The 14156-nt window shown below is 71.9% G+C and carries 12 protein-coding genes; 9 read left to right on the plus strand and 3 right to left on the minus strand.

The window, feature by feature from the left end; translation table 11 throughout:
- Window positions 1-30 precede the first annotated feature (30 nt).
- From OG912_RS35540 to OG912_RS35550, 3 genes are read left to right on the plus strand one after another with little or no spacing between them, the layout of a single operon-like run.
- Entirely contained in the window at window positions 31-1071 is a 1041-nt protein-coding gene (locus OG912_RS35540; RefSeq protein ID WP_327712922.1) for an ABC transporter substrate-binding protein, read from the plus strand.
- The gene (locus tag OG912_RS35545) at window positions 1068-2156 is read left to right on the plus strand and encodes a FecCD family ABC transporter permease (protein ID WP_443061056.1); all 1089 of its coding nucleotides are present in this window, start codon (window positions 1068-1070) and stop codon (window positions 2154-2156) included. Before OG912_RS35540 ends, OG912_RS35545 begins: the two co-directional genes overlap by 4 nt.
- Window positions 2153-2941: an ABC transporter ATP-binding protein gene (locus OG912_RS35550; protein ID WP_327712923.1), complete on the plus strand. Its 789-nt coding sequence runs from the start codon at window positions 2153-2155 to the stop codon at window positions 2939-2941. Before OG912_RS35545 ends, OG912_RS35550 begins: the two co-directional genes overlap by 4 nt.
- Before the next feature lie 225 nt (window positions 2942-3166).
- On the opposite strand, the gene OG912_RS35555 is transcribed toward OG912_RS35550, so the two are convergent.
- A complete protein-coding gene (locus OG912_RS35555) occupies window positions 3167-4207 on the minus strand; it encodes a PRC and DUF2382 domain-containing protein (protein ID WP_327712924.1) in 1041 nt (346 codons plus the stop codon).
- A 486-nt stretch (window positions 4208-4693) separates the two neighbouring features.
- Here OG912_RS35555 and OG912_RS35560 point away from each other — a divergent pair, with 486 nt between their 5' ends.
- From OG912_RS35560 to OG912_RS35585, 6 genes are all read left to right on the plus strand, one after another.
- Complete coding sequence (locus tag OG912_RS35560; protein ID WP_327712925.1) at window positions 4694-5494, plus strand: IclR family transcriptional regulator; 801 nt, start codon at window positions 4694-4696, stop codon at window positions 5492-5494.
- 160 nt (window positions 5495-5654) lie between these two features.
- Window positions 5655-7244, plus strand: a complete 1590-nt coding sequence (locus OG912_RS35565) for an OPT/YSL family transporter (RefSeq protein ID WP_327712926.1) — start codon at window positions 5655-5657, stop codon at window positions 7242-7244.
- 83 nt (window positions 7245-7327) lie between these two features.
- Window positions 7328-8386, plus strand: a complete 1059-nt coding sequence (locus OG912_RS35570) for a hypothetical protein (RefSeq protein WP_326740490.1) — start codon at window positions 7328-7330, stop codon at window positions 8384-8386.
- Between the two features lie 84 nt (window positions 8387-8470).
- Window positions 8471-9763: an alpha/beta fold hydrolase gene (locus OG912_RS35575; RefSeq protein WP_327712927.1), complete on the plus strand. Its 1293-nt coding sequence runs from the start codon at window positions 8471-8473 to the stop codon at window positions 9761-9763.
- A 191-nt stretch (window positions 9764-9954) separates the two neighbouring features.
- Window positions 9955-10545: an adenosylcobinamide amidohydrolase gene (locus OG912_RS35580; protein WP_327712928.1), complete on the plus strand. Its 591-nt coding sequence runs from the start codon at window positions 9955-9957 to the stop codon at window positions 10543-10545.
- Window positions 10546-10601: 56 nt separating this feature from the next.
- Window positions 10602-11510 carry an NAD(P)-dependent oxidoreductase gene (locus OG912_RS35585; protein ID WP_327712929.1) on the plus strand — a complete coding sequence of 303 codons (909 nt, stop codon included), beginning with the start codon at window positions 10602-10604 and terminating at the stop codon, window positions 11508-11510.
- 28 nt (window positions 11511-11538) lie between these two features.
- On the opposite strand, the gene OG912_RS35590 is transcribed toward OG912_RS35585, so the two are convergent.
- Together OG912_RS35590 and OG912_RS35595 are read right to left on the minus strand one after the other, a co-directional pair.
- Window positions 11539-12807 (minus strand): sulfite oxidase, encoded by a 1269-nt coding sequence (locus OG912_RS35590; protein ID WP_327712930.1) that lies wholly within the window; start codon window positions 12805-12807, stop codon window positions 11539-11541.
- A 370-nt stretch (window positions 12808-13177) separates the two neighbouring features.
- Window positions 13178-14140, minus strand: coding sequence for an RNA polymerase sigma factor SigF (locus OG912_RS35595; RefSeq protein WP_327712931.1), 963 nt, complete (start codon window positions 14138-14140; stop codon window positions 13178-13180).
- Between the last annotated feature and the right edge of the window lie 16 nt (window positions 14141-14156).

A 14156-nucleotide genomic window follows, 5' to 3' on the forward strand; every position in this document is an offset into this window, starting at 1 on the left:
CGCATGGGCCCAGAGACGCCGAGGTACTCCGTGCCGCCCATAGCCGGCCCCGCCCGCTCATCCGCCCTGCTCACCGCCGCACTGATCCTGCTGACAGCCTGCGGCGGCGGCACCGACAGCTCCGCCGCCAAGTCCGGGGTGGCCGACGGCTATCCGGTGACCCTGAAGAACTGCGGACGGACCGTCACCGTGGACGCGGCCCCCGAGCGTGCCGTGCCGGTCGATCAGGGATCGACCGAGATCCTGCTCTCGCTCGGCCTCGCCGACCGGCTCGCCGCCACGGCCACCTGGACCGACCCCGTACTGAAGGGCCTGGAGAAGGCCAACGCCGGCGTCCCGAGAATCTCCGACAACCGCCCCTCGTCGGAGAAGGTCCTGGACCAGGAGCCCGACTTCGTCAGCGCCTCCTTCGAGTCGACGCTCGCCAAGGGCGGTGTCGCCCCCCGCGAGCAGTTCGAGAAGCTCGGCGTCCCCACCTACGTCTCGCCCGCCGACTGCACCGCCAAGGACAACAGCAAGGACGGTGACGGTGTCCGCACCGGCGCCCTGACCATGGACAGCGTCTACGGCGAAGTGCGGGACCTGGCCAAGGTGTTCGGCGTCCCGGAGCGCGGCGAGAAACTCGTGGCCGAGCTGCGCGCCCGGGTGCGCAGGGCGACGGGAGGCATCGATGCCTCCGGCGCCTCCCTGATGTACTGGTTCGCCAACTCCGAGGCCCCGTACCTGGCCGGCTGCTGCGGAGCGCCCGGCATCATCACCCGGGAACTCGGCGCGAAGAACGCCTTCGACGACACCCACGAGGAATGGCCCCAGATCAACTGGGAGACCGTCGCCGACCGCAACCCGGACGTACTGGTCATCGGCGACCTGACCCGCAAGTCGCAGACCGCCGAAAGCGCCGCGAAGAAGATCGCGTTCCTGGAGTCCAACCCCGCCACGAAGAACATGGACGCCGTCCGCAACAAGCGCTATGTGCTGCTCAGCGGCCAGGCCATGAACCCCACCATCCGCACCGTCGAGGGCGTGGAGCGCGTCGCTGCCGGGCTGCGGACCTTCGGGCTTGCGGGGTGACGGACACCGAACAGGCCGCGGCGCCGCGCGAGGCCGCGGCTGCGCGCACCGGGCCCGGCCTCCGGCGCATCCGCGGTATCCGCGAAGGACTCCTGTGGACCGGTGGGCTCCTGCTTCTCGCCCTGTCCATCGCCCTCGCCGTCACCATCGGACCGGCCCGGATCTCCGTCGCCGACGTCTGGTCCACGGTCGCTTCCCACCTCGGTGCCGGTGAATCGCAACTCAGCCCGATCCGCGACGGCATCATCTGGAACCTGCGCATGCCGCGCACCCTGCTCGCCGCCGTCTGCGGCGCGGGGCTCGCGGTCTGCGGCACCGTCATGCAGTCGCTGCTGCGGAACCCACTCGCCGACCCCTTCGTCCTCGGGGTCTCCTCCGGGGCCTCCACCGGCGCGGTCGTGGTCGTCGTCCTCGGCGTCGGCGGGGGAGCGGTCTCCCTGTCGGCCGGGGCGTTCATCGGGGCACTCTGCTCCTTCGCCCTGGTCATGCTGCTCAGCCACACCCTCGGCGGCAGCACCGACCGGGTCGTCCTGTCCGGGGTCGCGGCCATGCAGCTCTTCTCCGCGCTCACCTCCTTCGTCGTGATGACCGCAGCCGATGCCGAACAGACCCGAGGGGTGCTGTTCTGGCTGCTGGGTTCGCTCGGCGGCGTCGGATGGAGCGATGTGTGGATCTGCTCCGCCGTGCTCGCCGTGACGCTGCTGATCTGCCTGGGCCACGCCCGTACGCTCGACGCCTTCGCCTTCGGCCAGGACGCGGCAGCCACCCTCGGCGTCCACGTCGGCCGTACCCGGATCGTCCTGCTGTGCACGACCGCGCTGCTGACCGCCGCACTCGTGAGCTCGGCCGGCGCCATCGGGTTCGTCGGGCTGGTGCTCCCGCACGCCGCCCGTGCGCTGACCGGTTCGGGACACCGCCGGCTGCTGCCGGTCACCGCGCTTGCCGGGGCGGTTTTCCTGGTCTGGGTCGACACCCTCGCCCGGACCGTACTCGACCCGCAGGAGGTTCCGGTGGGCGTCGTCACCGCACTGATCGGGGTGCCCGCCTTCGTGGTGGTCCTCTACCGCACCCGGCGGTCCCCATGACCGGGACCGTCCCCGGCGGCCTGCGGGCCGACCGGGTCAGCAGGGAGGCGGGCGGCCGTTTCATCCTGGACGGTGTCTCGCTCGACCCGGCGCCCGGTGCCACCATCGGACTGATCGGCCCGAACGGCTCCGGGAAGTCCACCTTGCTGCGGATCCTGGCCGGAGTCCTGGCACCGCACGCGGGCGTGGTCACCCTCGACGACGATCCGCTGGCAGCCGTCGGCCGCCGCACCGTGGCCAGGCGGGTCGCCGTGGTCGACCAGCACGCCGTCACACAGGTCGAGCTGAATGTCGTGGACGTCGTACGGCTGGGCCGCATCCCGCACCGGCGCGCCTGGTCGGCGCCGACTGCGGCGGACGAGACGGCGGTGCGGGAGGCGCTGGAGCGGACCGGTCTCGCCGAACGCCGCGACCAGTCCTGGCACACGCTCTCCGGTGGTGAGCGCCAGCGCGTCCAGATCGCCCGCGCGCTGGCCCAGCAGCCGCGGGAACTCCTGCTCGACGAACCGACCAACCACCTGGACATCCAGCACCAGCTGGAACTGCTGTCCCTGGTCACCTCGCTGCCGCTGACCGCTGTCGTCGCTCTGCACGACCTCAATCTGGCCGCGATGTTCTGCGACCGGATCGTGGTGATGAACGGGGGGCGGGTCATCGCGGGCGGCACCCCGGCGGAGGTGATCACGGAGGGGCTCATTGCCGACGTCTACCGGGTCCGGGCCGTGGTGACACCGGACGGTCCGGACGGGCGGCCCTCGGTGCGCTTTCGTCCGCAGCGGACCTGAGTCCGTGCGGCGGGCGGCTTCATGCGGCGGGTGCGATTCCCTGTGCCGGGTCCGGCTTCATGCGGCGAGTGCGATTCCTTGTGCCGGGTCCGGCTTCATGCGGCGGGCCCGATTTCTTGGGGCGGTTACGGGTGCTCCGTGCCGTGGAACGCAAGGGGGCGGACCCTCGTGCGGGGCCCGCCCCTCGCTGGTGCGGTACGGCCGTGCGGCGCGGTACGCGGGGGGTCAGCGGCGCCGCCCCTGACCGAATTCACCGCCCATGTCCTTGTTGTCGCCCATGTCCTTGCCGCTCTTGGTGGTGCCGTCCGCGTAGTCGATCTGCTCCTTGCGCAGTTCGGCGGAGACTTCCTTCTGTTCGGTCACCTTCTTCGTTTCCATCCGTACCCGCTCGACCGGCACGGTCTCCTTGCGCATCGTGGCGCGTTCGGCGTGCAGGGTGACCTCCACGTCCTGCTCGGTGATGTCGGTTCGGCCGGCTGTCTTCTCGCCCGGCCGGAGCGGTTCCCGCACCACGCGCACCTCTTCGTGCGACACCGGGACGGTCCTGGTGACGTTCTCGGTGACGACGTACTTGTGCAGGCGGGCCTTGCCGCTCTCGTACTCCTCGGTGCCGATGTGGAGCTGTTCCTCGGAGCGGATCAGCTCCTCCTTGCCACTGAGGTCGGCGGCGGAGCGTTCGGCGCCCGCGCCGGCTCCGACCAGCGGACGGGACGTGCCCGAGGTCTCGGTGTCGCGGTGCCTGCCGGTCCCGGTGCCCGCACCGGCCATGCCGGCCGAGGTGGTCCGGTCGGTCGTGCGCCCCGTGCCCGCGGCACCCATGGCCCCGGCCCCGGCTGCTGCTCCGGCTCCGGCCGCGCCCATGGTGCCCGTACCGGTCGTCGTCGGTGCGTCGGCGCTCGTGGTGCCGCCGGCCCCGGCGCGGTCGCCGAGATTGGCCGTGGTGTTCCGGCTCAGGCCGTAGTGCCGGTAGAGCTCCTCCTCCTCGGAGACGGACAGATGGGCGTCCGCGTCCACCCGAGGGGCGTCCTTGACCCGGTCCTTCGGATGGGAGATGTGCAGGTCGGAGCCCACGCGACGGGCTCCGGCGAGAGGCACGAAACTCTCCTTCATACCGAACAGGCCGGTCTTCACCGTGATCCAGTCCGGCCGGCCGGTGTTGTCGTCGACATACACCCGCCCCACGTTGCCGATCTTCTCGCCCTCGGTGTCGTACACCGTCAGGCCGTCGAGCTCTCCGGAATCCGTGAAACCGTCAGCGGCTCCCATGACCGATTCCTCCTCGCCCGGGCGCGTCCTGTGGGTGGGTCCAGCAGGGGAGGCGCGTCCGGATTCCATCGCGCCTCACCCGGATGGGCGCTGCAACCGCCCGGCCGTCGGCGGCCGGGCGCCGCACCCGCCCCACGTCGGTGCAGGCCCCGTGCGATGCCGCTGAGGGGCCGCCCGTCCGATTAGGCCAATCGAGTGACGGGGGCCTGCTCTCCGGAGCTGGTGGGGCGGCTGATGCAGGCGCGGTTCGACGCGGGCGCCGGATGGAGCGAACCGGTTCCGTGCGCAGCGCGACCGCCCCATCCCGGGCCACTGGGGTGCCGCACAGCCGCTACGCCCCTGAACAGGCAGTTCCCGCCGCGGAGCGAATTTCCGGGAAACCCTTGACACCCGCTGGGCCCAGCCGCATTCTTTCGCCAGAAATCGCAACGGCGTTGCGATTTCCGCACCGACAGACGGACGATGTGGACGAAGGAGGCCCGGCCCATGGCTGAGCACGGCACGGACACCACCACCCCGGCACCCACCGGACAGCAGGCCCCCGGCGTCCTGCAGACCGTGGACCGGGCCCTGCTCGTCCTGCTCACGTTCACCGAGCAGCGGCCCGAGTGGGGCGTCAGCGAACTGGCCCGCCACCACGGCTGGGACAAGGCCGTCGTCCAGCGTCTGCTCACCACCCTGAGCGCGCGCGGATTCCTGCTCTGCGACGACAACAGCCGCCGCTACCGCCCGGGTCCGGCGCTGTCGCGTCTGGCCCGGGTCAGCGAGCACAGCGGAGTGCTGTCCTCGATCGCCCGGCCGGTACTCGCCCGGCTGCTCCGCGAGACCGGCGAGAGCATCGTCCTCAACGTCCCGCACGGCGGCAGCTACCGCTGCGAAGCCGCCGTCGACGGCACCGGACCGGTCCGCTACACCGCGATCATCGGCGCGGTCATGCCCGGCCACGCGGGAGCGTCCGGGCACACCCTCTTCGCGTTCCACCCCGAACGCGAGATCAGGCAGATGTTCGGCGCCGCCGGCCTGACGCGTTTCAACGACCGCACCATCACGGACCTGGACGCCTTGCTCGCCTGTTACGCACAGGTCCGCGCCGACGGGTACTGCGTCAGCCACGGCGAGTACGACGAAGCCGTGACCGCGGTCTCCGCCCCCGTCTTCCAGGGAGACGGCGTCCCCGCCTCCCTCACGGTCATCGGCCCTTCCCACCGCGTGGACCGGGCCGCCGACACCCTCGTGACGCTGGTACGCGCCGCAGCGGCGGAGATCACCGCCGCCCTCGGCGGCTGACCTCACGCGCCGGCCTCTCCCGCGCACGCCACCGGGGGACACCCCGACCTCTCCCAGCCCTGCTCACCGAAGGGGGTGCCTCATGGCGCACCACGTCTCCGCGCCGCACCCTGCCCCACCGCCGGCCGGCCCCGACGGGCCCCGGTCCCACCCGAGGGTGATGGAACCCGTCCTGCTGGTCATCCTGGTGGTGCTCTCCGCCGTGGGAGCCGTCATCGGCATCGACCTGGTTTCCAAACTGGGCATCTCCGCCAACACCTCGGTGGTCGGCGCACTCGTCGCGATGCTCATCGGCCGCATCCCTCTGGGCTTTCTGCGCCGGATGCGTTCCGTGCACCGGCAGAACCTCGCCCAGAGCGCCATCTCCGCCGCGACCTTCGCCTCGGCGAACGCCCTGCTGACGTCCGTCGCCGTGCCGTACGTGTTCGGCCGCAAGGACCTGGTCTGGCCCATGCTCGCCGGCGCGTTCATCGGCCTCCTCGTGGACGCCTGGGTCCTCTACCGGGCCTTCGGCTCCCGGCTGCTGCCCGCCGACGCCGCCTGGCCGCCCGGCACCGCCGCCGCCGAGACCATCAAGGCCGGCGACCGGGGAGGACGCCGCGCCCTGATCCTGGCCGGCGGAACCGCGGTCGGCCTCGCCGGAACCCTCTTCAGCCTGCCGCTCTCCGCGGCCGGAGTGGCCTTCCTCGGCAACGTCTGGGCGCTGATGATGTTCGGCATCGGCCTCATGCTGCGCCAGTACAGCCCCGACGTCTTCCACACCGACCTCGGCGCCGGCTACATCCCGCACGGCGTCATGGTCGGCGCCGGAATCGTGGCTCTCGGCCAGGCCGTCCACCTGCTCATAGGCCGACGCGAACGCAAGCGGAAAGAGGCCGCCGCGGAGGCCACGAGCGTCGCGACCGTCCAGGACACGGACCCGACCACCGCCTACACGGTCGACGAACGGGCCCTGCGGCTCTCCCTGATCCGCGGCTTCGCGCTCTTCACCGGGGGCGCGGTCGTCCTCGCCGTCCTCGGCGGACTGATCGGCGACATGAGCCCCCTAGGCATCGCCGGCTGGGTGCTCTTCGCCGCCTTCGCCGCCCTGGTCCACGAACTGATCGTCGGCCTCGCCGCCATGCAGTCCGGCTGGTTCCCGTCCTTCGCCGTCACCCTGATCTTCCTCATCCTGGGCCTCGCCATCGGTATCCCGTCCGTACCCCTGGCCCTGCTGGTCGGGTACGTCTCCGCCACCGGCCCCGCCTTCGCCGACATGGGATACGACCTCAAGGCCGGCTGGCTGCTGCGACGCGAGCACCGCCCCTGGGACCCCTTCGAGCGCGAGGGCCGCCGCCAGCAGTTCCTGGCCGCCCTCATCGGATTCGCCGTCGCCCTCGTCGTCGTCGCTCTCGCCTGGCGCTCCTACTTCGGACAGGGCCTCATCCCGCCCGTGGCCAAGGTGTACGCCGACACCATCAAGAGCGGGCTCAGCGACCCGGACGCCGTACGCACCATGCTGCTGTGGGCCATCCCCGGCGCCGCGATCCAGCTGCTCGGCGGCACCCGCCGGCAGATGGGCGTCATGCTCGCCACCGGCCTGCTCATCCTCACCCCGCAGGCCTGCTGGCTGGTCCTCGGAGCGCTCGTCGTCCGGGTCGGATACCGCAAGCTGCGCGGCCCCGCCGCCGACGAGGAACTCAACCTGGTCGGCGCCGGACTGATCGCCGGAAGCTCGCTCGGCGACTCCGCCCAGATCCTCAAGACCTGACGGCCCACCACCCCCAAAACCACATTCCGCACCACCGCACCACTCAGCACCACCCGCACGGCAAGGAGAAACACCCCGTGGACATGTACAGCAGGCTCGAACCGCGCCCCGAGTACCTCAGCTTCGAACTCGCCCTGGCCGCCCGCAAGCTCGTCGAGGAGGTCATGCTCGTCAAGCGCGGCGAGCACGTCGTCCTCACCGGCGACACCAGCAGCGACCGCCGCGTCATCGAGGCCACCGCCCAGGCCGTCGCCGCCGCCGGCGCCCACCCCGTGGTCGTCTGGTACGAGACACTGCCCGGCGCCTCCATGGAGCCGCCCCGGCCCGTCGCCGGAGCCATCGCCGACGCCGATGTGTGGATCGAGTTCGCCGTCTCGTACCTGATGCACTCCAACGCCTTCCGCGCCGCCATGGCCAACGGCTGCCGCTACACCAACCTGACCGCGATGGACGTCCAGATGCTGGTCGCCACCGTCGGACGCCCGGACTTCCAGGGCGTCATCCGCCTCGGCAAGGCGCTCGTCGCCCTCCTGGAGGCCGCCGACGAGGTCCGGATCACCTCCGCCAACGGCACCGACCTGGTCGGCCGCAACGGCGACCGTCCGATCAACCTGCGCGGCAAGCCCGCCGAGAAGCCCGGCGAGACCGTGATGCTCTCCGGCCAGATCTCCTGGAATCCCCTCGAAGAGACCCAGGACGGCGTCCTCGTCTTCGACGGCGCCCTGTGGCCGCCGGACGAGATCGGCCTGCTGCGCTCCCCGGTCCGCTGCACCGTCGAGAAGGGCGTCGTCACCAAGATCGAGGGCGACGCCGACGCGGACACCTTCCGCCGCTGGATGGAGTCCTTCGACGACCCGAACATGTTCCGCGTCGCACACTGGTCGCTCGGCTTCAACCCCGGCGTCCTCGCCCCGACCGGCCGCATCGTCGAGGACGAGCGCGTCTTCGGCTGCGTGGAGCTCGGCATCGGCACCAAGGGTGCCTGGATCGGCGGCGAGCCGTGGGTCGCAGCCGCCCACACCGACGGAAGCATCCTCGGCCCGTCCATCTACCTGGACGGCGTCGCCATCGAGGAGAACGGGCGCTATGTGCACCCCGAACTCGTCGAGATCTGCCGCGACCTGGGCGTCGCCGGCTACTGAGCCGGCCGCCGGGCGGGCCCGCACCTTCCCGGTGCGGGCCCGCCCGGCACCCGTACACCGCACCGAGACGCGCAAGGAGCGCCCATGCCCACCCCCGCCCCCGTCTCCTACCGCCACGGCGGCCTGGTCTGCACCGACCACGCCGTCGACGTACCGCTCGACCACCGAGCCCCGGACGGACCCGCCATCGGCCTGTTCGCCCGCGAGGTCGTCGCCGAGGGCCGCGAGCACGAGGACCTGCCCCGGCTCCTCTGGCTCCAGGGTGGCCCCGGCGGCCGCGCCGAGCGCCCCAACGCCGCGGGTGCCTGGCTGCGCCGTGCCCTCGCCGACTACCGCGTCGTCCTCATGGACCAGCGCGGCACCGGCCGTTCCACCCCCGCCGACCGGGTCACCCTGGCCCGCTTCGGTACGGACTCCGAGGCCGCCGCCGGTTACCTCGCGCACTTCCGCGCCGACTCGATCGTCCGCGACGCGGAACTCCTGCGCCGCCACCTCCAGGGCGACCGGCCGTGGAGCGTTCTCGGACAGAGCTTCGGCGGCTTCTCCACCCTCACCTACCTCTCCCTCGCCCCCGAAGGTCTCACCCAGGCCTACATCACCGGCGGGCTGCCGTCCCTGACCGGTCACGCCGACGACGTCTACCGCGCCGCCTACGCCCGCACCCTCGCCCACAACGAGCGCTACTTCACGCGCTACCCCGGCGACCAGGCCCTCGCCGACGCCGTCGCCGCACACCTGGACACGCACGACGTGCGCATGCCGACCGGAGAACGCCTCACCGTCCGCCGCTTCCAGACCCTCGGCATCACGTTCGGAACCGCGGCCAAGTTCGACTCGCTGCACTACCTCCTGGAGACGGCGTTCACCGACGGACCGGCGCTCACCGACACCTTCCTGCGCGGCGTCGAAGCCGCCGTGTCCTTCGCCGAACGGCCCCTGTACGCCGCGCTCCACGAGCCGATCTACGCCCAGGGCGGCCGCCCCACCGACTGGTCCGCGCACCGGATCCGCCAGGAGTTCCCCGCCTTCGACGCCACCGCGGGCGGCCCTCTCCGGTTCACCGGTGAGATGGTCTACCCCTGGCAGTTCGAGGAGGATCCCGCGCTCGTCCCGCTGCGCGGCGCCGCCGGGGCGCTCGCCGCCCGTACCGACTGGCCTGCGCTCTACGACCTGGACCGGCTCGCAGCCAACGAGGTCCCCGTCGTCGCGGCCGTCTACCACGACGACATGTATGTCGACCGGGAGCACGCCCTGACCACCGCCGACGCCGTACGAGGACTGCGAACCTGGGTCACCGACGCCTACGCCCACGACGGTGTCAGGGCCGACGCCGCCGTACTGGACCGGCTGATCTCCATGGCCCGCGGCGAGGCCTGACCGCGCCCGGCAAGGGGGCAGGGCGCCCCGGAGGAGCCCTGCCCCGGCACCTATGATCGACGGGTCCCACACCGACCGCCGTTCTGCCGCACCACAGGGGGTATCCCATCCGTTCCGTACGCATCCGGCTGCCCGAACAGCGCGGCGAACTGCTGGCCCGGCGTGAGGACGGCCTGGAACTGCACCATCTCGTGTGGCGGCTCGGGCCCGGGTGGCGGGTCTGCAGCAGCGCGGTACTCGGGGGCGGCATCGGCCCGCGTGACTGGATCCTCAACGCCCAGGTGCCCGGCGGCTATCCCCGGATGGACCCCGACCGCCACCTGGCCGAGATCGCCGAGGCCGAACGGCTCACCGGCCCCGGTGCCGGACTGATGACAGCCGCCGACGTCACCGCGTACACCGTCGCCGCCGACGAGGGAGTCACCGCGACCGCCACCTGCGGCCTGGGCGTACGCGGCTGGGCGGCGGCCCCGGCCGAAGGAACAGGGGGACCGCCGCGGCCGGGGACGGTCAACATCGTCGTCACGCTGCCCGTGGCCCTCACCGACGCCGCACTCGTCAACGCCGTCGCCACCGCCACCGAGGCCAAGGTGCAGGCACTACTGGACGCCGGACTCGACTGCTCCGGCACCCCCACCGACTCCGTCTGCATCGCGGCCCCCGCCCCCTCCCCGGACACCGGGGTGGGTGAGCCGTTCGCAGGGCCCCGATCGCGCTGGGGCGCCCGACTCGCCAGGGCCGTGCACGACGCGGTCCTCGAAGGCGCGCTGCGGCAATCCTGAGCATCCGAAGTGCCGCTGGCCCGGCTCGGGCGCGGCCGACGAAGGGAGAACCTCTCATGACCACCTCAGCAGCCGACGCAGTCCCGGAGCGGCAGGCCGTCGCCGTGCTCGGCACCGGAATCATGGGTTCGGGCATGGCCCGGAGCCTGCTCAGAGCCGGTCTCGACGTCCGTGTCTGGAACCGGACACATGCCAAGGCAGCGCCCCTCGCCGCCGACGGCGCCACCGTCGCGGACACCGCGGCCGAAGCCGTACGCGGCGCCGCCGTCGTCCTGACCATGCTCAACGACAGCACCGCTGTCGCCGCCGCCCTCACCGCCGCGTCCGACGGGCTGCACCGCGGCCAGGTCCTCCTGCAGAGCTCCACCGTCGGACCCGAGGCCACCGCCGAGCTGGCCCAGCGCGCCGCAGACCTCGGCCTCGTCTACCTGGACGCTCCGGTCTCCGGAACCAGGCAGCCCGCGGAACAGGGCACGCTGACCGTCTTCGTCTCCGGACCGTCCGCCGCCCGCGCGGTGACCGGACCGGTGCTCGACGCGATCGGGCAGCGCACCGTCTGGGTGGCGGAGGAGGCGGGAGCCGCCTCGCGGCTCAAGCTCGTGATCAACGCCTGGGTGATCAACATGGTGGGCGGCGTCGCCGAATGTCTCAATCTCGCCGAGGGACTGGGAGTCGACCCGCAGTCGTTCCTCGACGTCGTGAAGGGCGGACCGCTCGACTCCGCCTACTTGCACGGCAAGTCCGCCGCGGTCCTGACCGGCGACCTCACCCCGAGCTTCGCCCTGTCCACGGCCCTCAAGGACACCCGTCTCATCCTCGAAGCCGCCGGACCCTCCGGCATCCGCCTGGATCTGATGGAGGCGTCGGCCGCCCGCTTCGAACGCGCCGAAGCGGCCGGGCACGGCGACGAGGACATGATCGCCACCTACTACGCCGGGCGGCCCACGGAGAAGGACGGCGGCTGATCCCGCTCGCGCCCGGCGCCGATGCCCGTCAGACGACCCGCACGTCGTGCCGGACCACCGCGTCGAACAGATAGCCCTGCGTGTTGTGCGCGGCGATCTCGGGCTGGGTGCGGCCCGTCCGGTCCGTCGCCCGTGCCAGCAGGACGGCCGGCCCCCGGTCCTTCGGCAGCCAGTCGGCCGACCAGCGCACCCAGCTCCCGCTCCGCGGCTCGTCACGCAGCCGTGCCCTGCGCCACCGCGCCCCGCCGTCGGTGCTGATCTCCACCATGCGCACAGGCGCCCCGCCCGACCACGACCGCCCCGTCAGCTCGTGGCGCCGATGGGCGGGGAACGCCGCCCCCGGCGCCAGCTCGAAGGCGCTCTTCAGCGTCTGCCGGGTCAGCGGTGCACTGCCTTCCGCCGGGTAGCCGGGGCCGAACAGCCGGTAGAGACCGGTGTTCCAGGGGGAGACCAGCGGCTGAGCGCTGACCTCGATGTCGCCGACCCACTTGATGTTCGCGATGCCGACCCACGACGGCACGATCAGCCGCACCGGCGCGCCGTGGTCGGGCGGCAGCGGTTCGCCGTTCATCTCGTACGCGAGGAGAACGTCGTCCAGTGCCTTCGCCACCGGAAGCGGCCGGCGCACATGCCCGAGGTTGATCCCGTCGCTGACCACCTCGTCGTCCAGACCGCGCGGCAGCACGTCGACCGCGTGCCGGGCGATGCCCGCGCGGTGCAGCACATCGGCGAGCCGCACCCCGCGCCAGCGAGCCGTTCCGATCGCCCCCATGGTCCAGGCTGTCCCGCTCACCTGCTGGTTCTGCTGCGTCGTGTAGTAACTGCGGGCATTTCCCGCGCACTCGACGAAGGCGGTACGGGTCACCGATGGCAGCGCGCGCAGCTCGTCGTAGGTGAACTCCACCGCCGGTCCGGTGAGCCCGTCGCCCCACACCCTGAGCCGCCATTCGGCCGCGTCGATCCGCGGGGTGACGGTGTGGTTGCGTACGAAGAAGCGCTCGGCCGGTGTCAGCAGCCCCGTCGGGCGCAGCGCCGCGAAGTTGGTCTCCGCATTGGTGCCGCGCACCGTGAACACCTCGGGCGGCAGCGGCTTCACGATGCCCGGAGCGGCGGAGGCGGTCCCGTCCGCCGCGTGTGCGGGGGCTGCCAGGCCGGCCAGAGGGACCGCCACCGAAGCCGCCGCGACCAGCCGCAGCAGATCACGGCGGTCGATCCCCGCAGAGCGCGCGGCGCCGCGCGACCACTGGCGAAGCCGCATTCCGTCGTAGGCGGCCTCGGACGGAGCAACGGATCTCATGAACAACTCCAGGGGGAAGCGAACCGGGGTCGCGGGCAATGCGGGTGAGCGTGTCAGCGGCTCAACAGGGCGTCAACCGCCCCTCCGTACTGCCGCCGGGCCCGCCGGGAACGCTAGGGGGCCGGACCGGCCGCCTGGCAGGGCGTGACATCTCGGCCGCCGGCACACCGCCGACCTGCGCGGACGCTCCGCACGCGGACGGCGCTCACACCCGGCGGGGACGGGCGGCCGGGGGAGCGGCGGGGCGCGGCGAATTCACGGGGCCGCAATGTTCGGCCGGCCGCGGCACGACTTCCGTACGTGGCCCGAGTCCAGGAACACGTTCGGGCTCCCGGGCGCCACAGCGGCCGGGAGCCCGAACATCCCACGCTCACTCCTCGACGAACATCCCGTCGCGGAGCCGGTTCAGAATCCGGCTGATCAGCCGGGAGACGTGCATCTGCGAGATGCCGAGCTCCGCGCCGATCTGGGACTGCGTCATCTCCTGGCCGAACCGCATGTCGATGATGCGACGCTCACGCTCGTCCAGATCACTCAGCAACGGTGCCAGGGCATGCAGGTTCTCGACGGTCTCCATGGCCGGGTCCGGGCTGCCCAGTACATCGGCGAAGGTCCGGCCCGTCTGGCCGTGCTGACCCGATTCGGTCGTGGCGGCCGGCATGTCCAGCGAACCCGCGGTGTATCCGTTGGCTGCCACGATGCCTTCGGTGATCTCGCTCTCGCTCAGACCCAGTTGCTCGGCGAGTTCGGGAACGGTGGGGTCCCGGTCGAGCTCTCCGGCCAGGGTCTCCTTGGTCTTGGCGATGTCGACCCGCAACTCCTGGAGCCGGCGCGGGACATGGACCGCCCAGCTGGTGTCGCGGAAGAATCGCTTGATCTCCCCGGTGATGTACGGAACCGCGAAGGAGGTGAACTCGACCTCGCGGGACAGGTCGAACCGGTCGATGGCCTTGATCAGCCCGATGGTGCCGACCTGGACGATGTCCTCCATGTCGCCACTGCCCCGGTTCCTGAACCGGCCGGCGGCGAACCGGACGAGGGAGAGGTTCATCTCGATGAGGGTGTTCCGCGCGTACTGATGGGCGGACGTCCCCTCCTCCAGGACCTGAAGCCGGTCGAAGAACAACCGGGACAGTTCCCGCGCGTCGATGGGGGCGACCTTGCCCGCGTCCTCGATCCACGGCAGTTCACCGAGGTCTGCGGGGGCCGGGGCGGCGCCCGTGAGTTCCCGCTGTCCGGCGACAGCCGTCAGGGCTGTCCCGGTGCCGGCCGGCGCCGGCCGTGCACTCTCCGCTCGCTCCGCACCGGCAGTCCGCGCAGTGTGCGCCGTCATCTCGTCACGCTCCCCT

Source organism: Streptomyces sp. NBC_00464 (assembly GCF_036013915.1).
In the GTDB taxonomy this organism is placed as follows: Bacteria; Actinomycetota; Actinomycetes; order Streptomycetales; family Streptomycetaceae; genus Streptomyces.

Coding starts and splice junctions, on each gene's coding strand:
- OG912_RS35565 (WP_327712926.1), top strand. CDS start 5,655: ATGGAACCCGTCCTGCTGGTCATCCTGGTGGTGCTCTCCGCCGTGGGA.
- OG912_RS35595 (WP_327712931.1), bottom strand. CDS start 14,140: ATGACGGCGCACACTGCGCGGACTGCCGGTGCGGAGCGAGCGGAGAGT.
- OG912_RS35560 (WP_327712925.1), top strand. CDS start 4,694: ATGGCTGAGCACGGCACGGACACCACCACCCCGGCACCCACCGGACAG.
- OG912_RS35555 (WP_327712924.1), bottom strand. CDS start 4,207: ATGGGAGCCGCTGACGGTTTCACGGATTCCGGAGAGCTCGACGGCCTG.
- OG912_RS35570 (WP_326740490.1), top strand. CDS start 7,328: ATGTACAGCAGGCTCGAACCGCGCCCCGAGTACCTCAGCTTCGAACTC.
- OG912_RS35550 (WP_327712923.1), top strand. CDS start 2,153: ATGACCGGGACCGTCCCCGGCGGCCTGCGGGCCGACCGGGTCAGCAGG.
- OG912_RS35575 (WP_327712927.1), top strand. CDS start 8,471: ATGCCCACCCCCGCCCCCGTCTCCTACCGCCACGGCGGCCTGGTCTGC.
- OG912_RS35585 (WP_327712929.1), top strand. CDS start 10,602: ATGACCACCTCAGCAGCCGACGCAGTCCCGGAGCGGCAGGCCGTCGCC.
- OG912_RS35590 (WP_327712930.1), bottom strand. CDS start 12,807: ATGAGATCCGTTGCTCCGTCCGAGGCCGCCTACGACGGAATGCGGCTT.